The sequence below is a fragment of the Streptomyces sp. R44 genome, from assembly GCF_041053105.1.
In the GTDB taxonomy this organism is placed as follows: Bacteria; Actinomycetota; Actinomycetes; order Streptomycetales; family Streptomycetaceae; genus Streptomyces.
Window position 1 is genome coordinate 2,593,947 of sequence record NZ_CP163444.1, and the last position, 11,764, is coordinate 2,605,710.

General features: G+C 73.2%; 11 protein-coding genes. 5 read left to right on the top strand and 6 right to left on the bottom strand.

Going from position 1 to position 11,764, the window contains the following annotated elements; all coding sequences use genetic code 11:
* Window positions 1-8: 8 nt before the first annotated feature.
* On the bottom strand, window positions 9-3,290 hold the full coding sequence (locus AB5J54_RS11990) for a BTAD domain-containing putative transcriptional regulator (RefSeq protein ID WP_369143911.1): 3,282 nt from the start codon (window positions 3,288-3,290) through the stop codon (window positions 9-11).
* 450 nt (window positions 3,291-3,740) lie between these two features.
* On the opposite strand from AB5J54_RS11990, the gene AB5J54_RS11995 reads away from it, so the two are divergent.
* On the top strand, window positions 3,741-4,535 hold the full coding sequence (locus AB5J54_RS11995; RefSeq protein ID WP_369143912.1) for a site-2 protease family protein: 795 nt from the start codon (window positions 3,741-3,743) through the stop codon (window positions 4,533-4,535).
* A gap of 19 nt (window positions 4,536-4,554) precedes the next feature.
* Here AB5J54_RS11995 and AB5J54_RS12000 read toward each other — a convergent pair whose 3' ends face one another.
* From AB5J54_RS12000 to AB5J54_RS12010, 3 genes are all read right to left on the bottom strand, one after another.
* Complete coding sequence (locus tag AB5J54_RS12000; RefSeq protein ID WP_369143913.1) at window positions 4,555-4,734, bottom strand: hypothetical protein; 180 nt, start codon at window positions 4,732-4,734, stop codon at window positions 4,555-4,557.
* Between the two features lie 82 nt (window positions 4,735-4,816).
* Entirely contained in the window at window positions 4,817-5,515 is a 699-nt protein-coding gene (gene npdG, locus AB5J54_RS12005) for an NADPH-dependent F420 reductase (protein ID WP_369143914.1), read from the bottom strand.
* A 56-nt stretch (window positions 5,516-5,571) separates the two neighbouring features.
* Window positions 5,572-6,174, bottom strand: a complete 603-nt coding sequence (locus AB5J54_RS12010) for a hypothetical protein (protein WP_369143915.1) — start codon at window positions 6,172-6,174, stop codon at window positions 5,572-5,574.
* A 126-nt stretch (window positions 6,175-6,300) separates the two neighbouring features.
* Between AB5J54_RS12010 and AB5J54_RS12015 the strand changes: the two genes are divergently transcribed.
* Entirely contained in the window at window positions 6,301-7,605 is a 1,305-nt protein-coding gene (locus tag AB5J54_RS12015) for an MFS transporter (RefSeq protein ID WP_369143916.1), read from the top strand.
* Window positions 7,606-7,722: 117 nt separating this feature from the next.
* Here the strand turns inward: AB5J54_RS12015 and AB5J54_RS12020 are convergent, their stop codons facing one another.
* Window positions 7,723-7,956, bottom strand: coding sequence for a hypothetical protein (locus AB5J54_RS12020; RefSeq protein ID WP_369143917.1), 234 nt, complete (start codon window positions 7,954-7,956; stop codon window positions 7,723-7,725).
* A gap of 61 nt (window positions 7,957-8,017) precedes the next feature.
* On the opposite strand from AB5J54_RS12020, the gene map reads away from it, so the two are divergent.
* Window positions 8,018-8,875: a type I methionyl aminopeptidase gene (gene map / locus AB5J54_RS12025; RefSeq protein ID WP_369143918.1), complete on the top strand. Its 858-nt coding sequence runs from the start codon at window positions 8,018-8,020 to the stop codon at window positions 8,873-8,875.
* A 114-nt stretch (window positions 8,876-8,989) separates the two neighbouring features.
* Window positions 8,990-9,640: a heme oxygenase (biliverdin-producing) gene (locus tag AB5J54_RS12030; RefSeq protein ID WP_369143919.1), complete on the top strand. Its 651-nt coding sequence runs from the start codon at window positions 8,990-8,992 to the stop codon at window positions 9,638-9,640.
* A 4-nt stretch (window positions 9,641-9,644) separates the two neighbouring features.
* Here the strand turns inward: AB5J54_RS12030 and AB5J54_RS12035 are convergent, their stop codons facing one another.
* On the bottom strand, window positions 9,645-10,313 hold the full coding sequence (locus AB5J54_RS12035; RefSeq protein ID WP_369143920.1) for a PhzF family phenazine biosynthesis protein: 669 nt from the start codon (window positions 10,311-10,313) through the stop codon (window positions 9,645-9,647).
* 268 nt (window positions 10,314-10,581) lie between these two features.
* Between AB5J54_RS12035 and efeO the strand changes: the two genes are divergently transcribed.
* Window positions 10,582-11,739 carry an iron uptake system protein EfeO gene (gene efeO / locus AB5J54_RS12040; RefSeq protein ID WP_369143921.1) on the top strand — a complete coding sequence of 386 codons (1,158 nt, stop codon included), beginning with the start codon at window positions 10,582-10,584 and terminating at the stop codon, window positions 11,737-11,739.
* Window positions 11,740-11,764: the final 25 nt, after the last annotated feature.

Consider the following 11,764-nt stretch of genomic DNA (forward strand, 5'->3'; position numbering starts at 1 on the left):
CCGGGGGATCATGACTCGGCGCGCTCACTGATCGCGTCGGCGGCGCGACCGAGCAGGGCGGCGGCCTCTTCCTTGGAGAGGCCGCCGCCCTCCGCGTATGTCGCCGTGAACTCCTCGTCGCCGAGCGCGGCCCGGCACAGCTCCGTCGCCCGCGCCAGGTTCTCCCGCTCCATCGGCGGCGCCAGGTGCCCCGGCGGCAGCAGCCCCTCGTACCCGCCGAGCAGGACGGCGGCGGTACGGGCACGGGGGCCGCCGAACCCGGCGAGCGCCCAGGCCGCGGTGACCAGATGGATCGCCGGCATCTGCGGGGCGACCATCAGCGACAGGGCGCCCAGGGAGCGCTCGTACGCCCGCCGGGACAGCTCGAACGCCGTGTCGTACCGCTCCTCCAGGTTGTGCACCCAGGCCAGGCTGCCGAGCGCGAAGCCCTCGAAGATGGAGAACGTCTCGGAGCTGAAGAGGCTGTCGGAGCGGAACTCGTCGAGCAGCCTTTCCAGTTGCTCGCGCGCCTCGGCCGTCCGGCCGGTCCGGCCCAGCAGCAGCCCCAGGAAGATCCGCCCGGCCAGCATCGGCTCGTGGCCGCGCCCGTGCTCGCCCTCCACCACCTGGCGCAGGATCCGCTCCGCCTCCTCGCCGCGGCCGGTCTCGATCAGCATGTCGGCGTAGCGGGCGCGCAGCAGGGCCATCTGGGACTGGGCGCCGATCCGCTCCGCGTACGCGATGGCGTCGGCGAAGTCCTGGGCCGCGCCCTCGAACTCGAGCCGCCGCTCCCTGGCCTCGGCGCGCGAGGACAGCGCCTCGGCCGCGCCCCAGGCGTCCCCGAGGCGGACGAAGATCTCCAGGCTCTCCTCCGCGTCGGCGCTCGCCCGCTCGGCCAGGTCGCCCCGGTTGGCCAGCATGTTGGCGCGCAGCTGGAGGGCGTGGGCGAGCTCCCACTCGTCGCCGTGGCGGCGGCAGGCGCCGACGTGCGCCTCCAGGGCCTCGCCCATGCGGCCCGGTTCGCCCATGAGGAGGACCGCGAAGACCGTGAAGGAGCCCGGCAGCCGACAGGTCTGCGGGAGCCCCGGCGGATAGATCGTGTTGATCCGCCGCAGCCGCTCGACGCCGGCGGGGGTCATCCAGCGGCCCGTCTCGTAGTCCATGTTGATCAGCTCGATCAGCCGCACCCCGCGCCGGGCCTCCCAGCGCTGCTCCTCGGAGAGCGGCGGAGGCGTGGCGGTGCACGGCTCGTGCAGCGGTACGACGGGGGCGGCGGGCGTACCGAACGGGTCGGGGCCGAGCGCGGCGACGGACTCCGCCCAGTGCAGCGCGTCGGCGCGCAGGTCGCGCATCTGCCAGTACCAGAGCAGGGAGTGCACGAGGACCAGCGCCTCGTCCTCCTCCCGGGCGTCGACGGCCCGGCGCAGGGCGGTGCGGATGTTCCCGTACTCGGTGCCGAACCGGGTGATGGCCCCGGCCTGTCCGGAGCCACGCAGCTCGGGGTCGGTGCGGCGGGCGAGTTCGCGGTAGTACGTGAGGTGCCGGCGCTCGGCGGCGGTCCGCTCCCCGGCCTCGTCGAGCCGCTCGGCGGCGTACTCGGCGACGGTCTCCAGGGGCCGGTAGCGCATGCCGGTCTCGGCGGGCGCGGCGACGACGAGGGACTTGTCGACGAGGGCCCCGAGCACGTCCAGGACGGGAGTCTTCTCCCCGTCGCACACCGCCTCGGCCGCCTCCAGGTCGCAGCCGCCCGTGAAGACGGCCAGCCGGCGCAGTACGGCACGCTCGGCCTCGTCCAGGAGGTCCCAGGACCAGTCGACGACCGCGCGCAGGGTCTGCTGCCGGGGCAGTACGGTCCGGGCGCCCGAGGTCAGCAGCCGGAAGCGGTCGTCGAGCCGGTCCGCGATCTGGCGCAGGGTCAGCATCCGCAGCCGGGCCGCCGCCAGCTCGATGGCCAGCGGCAGGCCGTCGAGGCGCCGCACGACCTCGCCCGCCGCGACCGGGTCGTCCTCGACGCGGAAGTCCGGACGGACCGCCGCGCCCCGCTCCCCCAGCAGCCGCAGCGCCATCCCCTCCGGCAGCGGGCCGAGGGGACGGACCGCCTCGCCCGGGACGCCGAGCGGCTCCCGGCTCGTGGCGAGCACCCGCAGCTCCGGGCAGCGGGCGAGGAGGGTCTCGGCGAGTTCGGCGGCCGCGGCCACGAGGTGCTCGCAGTTGTCGAGGAGGAGCAGCATCCGCCGTCCGGCGCAGTGCTCGACGAGCCGGGCGAGCGGGTCGCCGCCGCCGCGCAGCTCCTCGGCGCCGGCGCCGCGCAGCACGGTCTCGCGGGCGCCGACGGCCGCGAGGACCGCCTCGGGGACGGCCTCCGGGTCCCGTACGGGGGCGAGCTCCGCCACCCACACGCCGTCCGGCCAGTCGCCGGTGCCGCGCTCGGCCGCCTCCTGCGACAGCCGGGTCTTCCCGGCCCCGCCGGGCCCGAGCAGCGTCACGAGCCGTGCCCCGCGCAGGTCGTCCCGGACGAGGGCGATCTCCTCGTCGCGCCCGACGAAACTGGTGAGCCGGGCACGCAGATTGCCCCGTGCCGGGGCGGGCGCCGGGTTCAGGAGCTCCGCGTGGAGGGCGCGCAGGGCGGGTGACGGATCGGTGCCGAGGCGGGTGGCGAGGGCGCGGCGGACCGACTCGTACGCGGCGAGCGCCTCGGCCGCCCGGCCGGTGTCCCGCAGGGCGCGGATCCGGAGGGCCTGGAGCGGTTCGTCGAGGGGGTGGGCCTCGCAGAGGGCGGTGAGCTCGGGCAGGGCGCCGGCGGCCCCGCCGAGCGCGAGGGCGGCGTCGAGCCTCGCCCGGCGGGCGTCGAGCCGGCGGGCCTCCCAGCGGGCGGCCTCCGCGTCCCGGTCCGGCAGATCGGCGAGCGCCGGGCCGCGCCAGAGCCCGAGGGCCTCGTCGAGGAGGGCGGCGGCGCGGGCGGGGTCGGCGGCGGCCATGCCTTCTGCGGCGAGGCGCTCGAAACGGCGGGCGTCGACGTCCTCGGGCCGGGCGTCGAGCCGGTAGCCGCCCTCGGCGGACACCACCCGGTCCCGCCCGAGGGCCCTGCGGAGCCGGCCGACGAGGGCCTGGAGCGCGGCGGGCGCGTCGGCGGGCGGCTCGTCGCCGTGCCACACCTCGTCGACGAGGTCGCCCACGGGGACGGTCCGGCCGGCCCGCAGGGCGAGGACGGTGAGCAGCGCGCGGACGCGGGGGCCGCCGAGGGGGAGGTCGGGGCCGTCGCCCTCACGGACGCGTGTCGAACCAAGCACGAAGTAACGCACGCCCCCCATTCTCCGCGAGCCGCAGTTGTGGGCATGCGTCCCGCCGGGGCGGAGCCCACTCCCGTTGTGGGCATGCGTTCCGCCGGGGCGGAGCCCACCCGCCCGGACGGCGCCCACCCCGTTGTGGGCAATCGTTCCGCAGGGCGGAACGGGTGGGCACAACGGACCCGCGCCTTGCCGGCGCCAGAGGCTCCCGCGCCTGAACCCGCATCACCAGCTCGGTGCAGACGGTGCGGGTCCAGGCGCGGAACGCGCAGGCGCCGCAGAGGGCGCCGTCCCGTGTGCCCACCCGTCCCGCCCCAGCGGGACGATTGCCCACACGGGGGTGGGCGCGGGGCACCGCCCAGGACGGGCGCGGGCCCACACGGAGGCGGGCGGGGGGCCCGCCCGGTGGAACTCGGCGGCGGGGTCGGTACGTTTCTCGGGCATCTGACCTTCGTCCCCCTGGGAGCCCCCGAGATGACCACGGCCACCACCCGGCGCCACGAACGACGGATCAGCCCCGTCTTCCTGGCGATCCTCGCCGTCATGGCCGTCACCGGCTGGGCGGTGTGGACGGACTTCGCCGCCTCGCCCGGCCTCGCGGTGTTCCTCTTCGTGACCTCGGCCTGGGTGGTGTCGCTCTGTCTGCACGAGTACGCCCACGCCCGGACCGCCCTGCACGGCGGCGACATCACGGTGGGCGCCAAGGGCTATCTGACGCTCAACCCGCTCGCGTACACGCACGCGTGGCTGAGCATCATCCTGCCGGTGCTGTTCGTGATCATGGGCGGGATCGGTCTGCCGGGCGGCGCGGTCTTCATCGAGCAGGGCCGGATCAGGGGCCGCTGGAAGCACAGCCTGATCTCGGCGGCGGGCCCGCTGGCCAACGTGCTGTTCGCGCTGGTCTGCACGGCGCCGTTCTGGCTGGGCGCGCTCGACGGCGTGCCGCCGGCGTTCCAGTACGCGCTGGCGTTCCTGGCGTTCCTCCAGGTGACGGCGGCGCTCCTGAACTTCCTGCCGGTGCCGGGGCTCGACGGCTACGGGGTGGTGGAGCCCTGGCTGTCGTACAAGGTGAAGCGGCAGATCGAGCCGTACGCGCCGTACGGCTTCTTCATCGTGATCGCGCTGCTGTTCGTGCCGGCGGTCAACAACGCCTTCTTCGACGCGATCGACGCCCTGATGCAGGCCCTCGGGGTGCCGGAGCTGAGCCGGTACTGCGGCTCGCAGCTGTTCCGGTTCTGGCAGGAGACCCCGGAGTTCTGCCAGGTCTAGGGCCCAGGGTCACACGGCCCTAGCCCTCGGCGCGGGCCTGGACCTTCGCGCGGCGGATGTAGTACCAGGCCATGTTCGAGGAGAGGCCCGCCAGGAGGACCCAGACGACGCCGAGGAAGCTGCCCTCGACGAAGGAGACGACGGCCGCGGCGACGGCCAGGGCGCAGACCACGAGGGCGTAGAGGGCGAGGCGGGGCATGGGGGTCGACTCCTGAGGGTCCGGGTACGGCGTTTCGTGCCCGTCCAGTGTCCCCCATGCCCCGATCCGCGACGGGACCGGCTCAGACGTCCGTGACGCGCAGGCCCGCGTGCGCCTTGTAGCGGCGGTTGACCGAGATGAGGTTGGCGACGAGCGACTCGACCTGGTGGGCGTTGCGCAGCCGGCCGGCGAAGACGCCGCGCATGCCGGCGATGCGGCCGGCGAGGGCCTGGACGATCTCGACGTCGGCGCGCTCCTCGCCGAGGACCATGACGTCCGTGTCGATCTCCTCGATGGAGGTGTCCTTGAGGAGGACCGCGGAGAGGTGGTGGAAGGCGGCGGCGACCCGGGAGTCCGGGAGGAGCGCGGCGGCCTGCTCGGCGGCCGAGCCCTCCTCGGGCTTGAGGGCGTAGGCGCCCTGCTTGTCGAAGCCGAGCGGGTTGACGCAGTCCACGACGAGCTTGCCGCGGAGCTCCTCGCGCAGGGACTCCAGGGTCTTGGCGTGGCCGTCCCACGGCACGGCGACGATCACGACGTCGCTGCGGCGGGCGGTCTCGGCGTTGTCGGCGCCCTCGACGCCGTGGCCGATCTCCGCGGCGACGCCCTGCGCGCGGTCGGCGGCGCGGGAGCCGATGATCACCTTCTGGCCGGCCCTGGCGAGCCGGTAGGCGAGGCCGCGGCCCTGGTCGCCGGTGCCGCCGAGGACGCCGACGACGAGACCGGAGACGTCGGGGAGGTCCCAGGGGTCCTTGGGGGCGGGCTTGCTCTCAGTCGTAGTCATGGCCCCGACATTACCGACCGGTCGGGCCCACCGGGACGGGCGCGACCGCGGCCTCTCTACCAGCGCGCCGGTGGCGGTGCCGTCAGGCGGTCCGCCAGGTCCGAGAGGCGGTCCCGGAAGCGGCGGGATCCGCGGGGGGACGGCAGGCTGTTCTCGCCGGCCGCCGCGCTCACCAGGTGCTGCACGGTGTCCAGGTCCACCCCGGCGTCCTCCGCCACGGTGAGCGTCTCGTGCGCGAGGCCCCGCACCTCCTCGTCGCCCCCGTCGAGCGTGAGCACCGTCGCCCCCGCGCGCCGGGCGTCGTGCACCCGCTGGAGCAGCCCCGCGTCCGGCCGCTCGGGCGCCACCATGAGCAGCGTCGCGCCGCGCCCCGCGGCCTCCAGGCGGCCGAGGCCGACGGCCAGGTGCGCCGGGTCGCCGGTCCGGACCCGGTGCCGTACCAGCGTCGGCGCCAGTTCCGGGAGGCCCGACCAGGCGGACTCGTCGACCAGGTGCGCCGCCAGGTGCCAGGGCTCGTACTCCGCCGTGCCCACGAGGAGGAGTCCGCCCCGGTGCGGCACGACGGAGGACCGGAGCGCGCCCGCGAACCGGCGGGCGGCCCCCGGCCATTCCGTCCCGGCGAGCACTTCCCGCAGCAACGCGACCCGTACGGCATCCATGGGCCCGCATCCTGCCCGAGCCGGGGTCCGCGCGCGGCCGATCGGCGAGCTTCCACCCGTACGGGAGCGGCCGCGAGCCCGTAATTCGGTTGCCCCCTACACCTGGCCGACGGAGCATGACCTCTCGTGTCCTCCCCTCTCTCCAGGCTCTCCGCCCTGCTTCCCGATCTCGCGCCGTGGCGTTCCTCCGCCGACTTCCGGCTGCTGTGGGTGCAGGGGCTCGTCACGTACTTCGGCAGCGCGATGGCGATGATCGCCCTGCCGCTGCAGATCAAGGAGCTGACGGATTCGCCGCTCGCGGTGGGCGCGATGGGCGCGGTCGAGCTGGTGCCGCTCGTGGTGTTCGGCCTGTACGGCGGGGCGCTCGCGGACGCGGTCGACCGGCGGAAGGTGATCCTCTGGACGGAGGCGGGCCTCGGGCTGCTCGCCGCGCTCCTGCTGCTGAACTCGCTGCTCCCGGACCCGATGCTGTGGCCGCTGTACGTGGTCGCGGCCGGGGTCTCGGCGCTCGCGGGGCTCCAGCGTCCGGCGCTCGACTCGCTGCTCGCCCGGATCGTGCCGCACGACCAGCAGACGGCGGCGGCCGCGCTGAACTCGCTGCGCTGGCAGATCGGCTCGATCGCGGGGCCGGCGGTCGCGGGTCTGGTGGTGGCGTACGCGGGTCACGCGACCGCGTACGGGGCGACGGTCGCCTGTTTCGCGGTCTCGGTCCTGATGTGCCGCCGTCTCGCCCCCGCGCCGCCCGCGCACGACGCGGAGAAGCCCTCGCTGCGGGGCATCGCGGAGGGGGCGCGGTACGCCTGGTCGCGGCCGGTGCTGCTCGGCACGTACGTGATCGACCTGGCGGCGATGCTCTTCGCCTTCCCGAACACGATCTTCCCGTTCCTCGCGGACGAGCTGGACGCGGAATGGTCGCTCGGTCTGATGTACGCGGCGGGCTCGGTCGGCTCCCTCGTCCTCGGCCTGACCAGCGGCTGGACCTCGAAGGTGCGGCGGCACGGGCTGCTCGTGGCCGGGGGCGCGGCCGGCTGGAGTCTGGCGATCGCGGCGGCCGGCTGGTTCGGGAACGTGTGGCTGGTGCTGCTGTGCCTGGCCTTCGCGGGCGCGGGCGACATGCTGAGCGGGCTCGGCCGGGCCACGATCTGGAACCAGACGATCCCGGAGGAGCTGCGCGGCCGGCTCGCCGGCATCGAGGTGCTCTCCTACAGCGTGGGACCGCAGCTGGGCCAGGTCCGGGCGGGTGCGATGGCCGGCTGGACCGGTACCCGGGCGTCCGTCTGGACGGGCGGCGTGGCGGGCGTCGTCTCGGTGGGCCTGCTCTGCCTGGCGCTGCCGAAGCTCCTCACGTACGACGCGACGACGGACGAGGACTCCCTGCGGCGCAAGGCCCAGCAGGAGGCGACACGGCGGGAGGCCGCGGAGGCCGCCTGAGCGGCCCCGCGGGGCCCGGCGCCCTCGCGGGGGCCGGGACGCCGGAGGCCCTGCGAGCCCCCGGCGCCCGGGCTGCGCGGTGCCCGGACCCACGGGGCCCGGGCGCCACCGGCTCTCCTACTCCTCCGGGGTCCCGCCCTTCCCGCCGGCGTCGTGCCAGCGAGGATCCGTCTCCCACTCCAGGTTCCGCTCCTGGGCGGTCTCCATCGCGTGGGTGGCCTCCTCACGGCTGGCGTACGGGCCGAAGCGGTCCTTCGCCGGGCACTCGGGGCCCTCCTCGACCTTCTTGTGTTCCAGGCAGTAGTACCACTCGCCCGGTTTGCCCACCGTGCGCTTCTTGAACAGGGCCATCGTCTTCGGCTCCTTCCTTCGGGACCATGCTGCCCCAGACCCGGTCGTTAGACTCGCTGGCATGTCTGGCCAGTCGCTTCTCGTACCGGGGGAGCTCTCCCCCCACCGCTCCGTTCCGGGCTCCATCCGCCGCCCCGAGTACGTCGGGAAGCCCGCACCGGCCCCGTACACCGGGCCCGAGGTGCAGGATTCCGACACCATCGAACGGATGCGGATCGCCGGCCGCATCGCCGCACAGGCGATGGAGGAGGCCGCCAAGCACATCGCCCCGGGTGTCACCACCGACGAGCTCGACCGGGTCGCGCACGAGTACATGTGCGACCACGGCGCCTATCCGTCCACGCTGGGCTACCGCGGCTTCCCGAAGTCGCTGTGCGCCTCGATCAACGAGGTCATCTGCCACGGCATCCCGGACTCCACCGTCCTGCGGGACGGCGACATCGTGAACCTGGACGTCACCGCGTTCATCAACGGCGTCCACGGCGACAACAACGCCACGTACCTCTGCGGCGATGTCGACGAGGAGTCGAGGCTGCTCGTGGAGCGCACCCGGGAATCCCTGAACCGGGCCATCAAGGCGGTGAAGCCGGGCCGTCAGATCAACATCATCGGTCGGGTCATCGAGTCGTACGCCAAGCGCTTCGGCTACGGCGTCGTTCGGGACTTCACCGGGCACGGCATCAACTCGTCGTTCCACTCCGGCCTGATCGTCCCGCACTACGACTCGCCCCACCACACCACCGAGATCAAGACCGGCATGACGTTCACGATCGAGCCGATGCTGACGCTCGGCACGCACGACTACGACATGTGGGACGACGGCTGGACCGTGGTGACCAAGGACCGGAAGCGGACGGCGCAGTTCGAGCACACGCTCGTGGTGACCGAGAGCGGGGCCGAAATCCTTACGTTGCCCTGACCCCGGGAATGGGTACCGTTTTACCGACAGGACGTCGGGAACCAGTTGACTTAGGTAAGCCTAACTAGGCAGGATCGTCACTGGTTCCCGTCCCATCGGTCTCGGAGGCACGCCTTGGACACGCCCTTCTCGACGCTCATCCGCACGGCCTCGCACGAGCAGCACACGGAGGCGGAGACCTCGTCCTTCATGGGTGACCTGCTGGGCGGACGGCTGGCCGTCGACGCGTACGCCCGGTACACCGAGCAGCTCTGGTTCGTGTACCGGGCCCTGGAGGAGGGCGCGGACGCACTGCGCGAGGACCCGGTCGCCGGGCCCTTCATACAGCCCGAGCTCTTCCGCACGGCCGCCCTGGAGCAGGACCTCGCCCATCTGCGCGGCCCCGGCTGGCGGGACGGGGTCTCCCCGCTGCCCGCCACCGTCGCCTACGCGGAGCGGGTCGCCGAGTGCGCCCGTGACTGGCCGGCCGGCTATGTGGCCCACCACTACACGCGCTACCTGGGCGACCTGTCGGGCGGTCAGATCATCCGCGACAAGGCGGAGCGGACCTGGGGCTTCGACCGCAAGGGCGACGGCGTCCGCTTCTACGTCTTCGAGGAGATCTCCAACCCGGCGGCGTTCAAGCGGGCCTACCGGGAGCTGCTCGACGGGGTGAACGCCGACGACCTGGAGAAGCAGCGGATCGTCGACGAGTGCAAGCGCGCCTTCGACTTCAACAGCGCGGTCTTCCGGGAGCTGGGCGGGGAGTACTCCCTGAGCGCATGAGCGCTCAGAGGGTCATCACCCCCTCCAGGCGGACGCGTCCGCCGAGTTCCACGATGCCGCCGGGGCCGGGGGCGGTGAGCAGCTGCGAACCCCGGCCCTGGGTGATGTTCAGGGCCCGCCCGAGCTTTGCCGTGAGGAGCAGCGCCGCCGCGCCGGTCGCCTCGTCCTCGTCGATGCCGTCGCCGCGGCCCGGGAAGGCCCGCGCCCTGATGCGGCCGGCGGCCTCCTCCTCCCAGGCCCAGGCGTAGATCCACTCCCCCGGCTCGGGCACGTCGAGGGCGTCCACCTCGGCGACGGAGCCGTACTGGCGCAGGGTGCGGGGCGGCGCCCACTCGGCGCGCGCCTCGATCCAGGTGAACTCGCCGTCCCCGCGCACCCACACCTCGCCGGCCGGCGGGTGGACGACCTCCAGGTCGAGGAGCCAGGCGGCGCCGACGAGCGGGTGTCCGGCGAACGGCAGCCGCAGGCCGGGGGTGTAGATGTCGACGATCCCGCGCTCCGGGTCGTCGACGAACACCGTCTCGCTGAATCCGAGCTCCTTGGCGAGCGCCTGCCGGGAGGACTCGTCGGGGTGGGTACGGGCGTCCCGTACGACCCCGAGGCGGTTGCCGTGCCGGCCGTCGCCCGCACAGAAGACCCGGAGGACGTCGATGTCAGTGGCGGTCGTGTTCATGCCGGAATTCAACCACCCGTCGCACCCCGACGGGGCCGTACCGCCCTTCCCCCGTACGCGTACTGACGCGTAACCGGAAACGGGACAATCCACCCCCCTTGACCTGTCCTTGACCAAGTCATGAGGCAGCCATGGAGACTCCGTGACCCCACCGTGTCCGATACGCCCGGCCTGAGAGCTGAATCACTGGACGGGTGGGTATTGCTGAGGTAAGCCTCGGTTAAGTTAGGTCCGCCTCAGCACCGTCCCCCGCGTTCCTGGAGTCCTCATGCGAGCCGTCCGCTTCTCCGTCGTCACCGCCGCCGCGACCGCGGCCGCTCTGACCGCCGTCACGGGCTGCGCGGAGAAAAGCGACTCCAAGGCGGAGGACGGCGCGATCACCGTCGTCGCCAAGGACGACTCCTGCGAGGTCTCGAAGAAGGAGTTCCCGGCCGGGCACGTGAAGCTGGCCGTCGAGAACCGCGGCTCCAAGATCACCGAGGTCTACGTCCTCTTCCCGGACGACCGGATCGTCACCGAGCGCGAGAACATCGGCCCCGGCACCAAGGCCACCATCACCGCCGAGATCAAGGCCGGCGACTACGCCATCGCCTGCAAGCCCGGCATGAAGGGCGACGGCATCCGCCAGCAGGTCAAGGCGACCGGCAAGGGCGCCGCGACCGCCAAGCGCTCCCCCGAGATGGACGCGGCCGTCGCCGCCTACCGCCAGTACGTCCAGGCGCAGGCCGACGAGACCCTCCCCAAGGTGAAGGTCTTCACCGACGCCGTCCGCGCCGGTGACGTCGAGGCCGCGAAGAAGGCCTACGCCGACTCCCGCATCGGCTGGGAGCGCACCGAGCCGGTCGCCGAGTCCTTCGGCGACATCGACCCCAAGGTCGACGTCCGCGAGGACGGCCTGGAGGACGGCCAGGACCCGGCGAAGGACTGGACCGGCTGGCACCGCCTGGAGAAGGCGCTCTGGCAGGACAAGAAGATCGGCGACCGCGAGAAGCAGCTCGCCGACCTCCTCGACAAGGACCTCGCCGACTGGGTGAAGCGGGTCGGCAAGGCCGAGATCACCCCGACCTCCATGGCCAACGGCGCCAAGGAGCTCCTGGACGAGGTCTCCAGCGGCAAGGTCACCGGCGAGGAGGAGCGCTACTCCCACACCGACCTCGTCGACTTCAAGGCGAACGTCGAGGGCGCGCAGAAGTCCTTCGAGCTGCTCAAGCCGGTCGCCGCGAAGAACGACCCGAAGCTCGTCGCCGAACTCGACAAGCAGTTCGCCGCGCTGAACACGCTGCTCGACAAGTACCGCGCGGACAAGAGCGGCTACGTCTTCACCTCCTACGACAAGGTCGGCAAGACCGAGCGCAAGGAACTCTCCGACGGCGTCAACGCGCTGGCCGAGCCGCTCTCCAAGCTCGCCGCCGCGGTCGTCAAGTAGTCGTCGAAGCATCAGGGACGGGAAC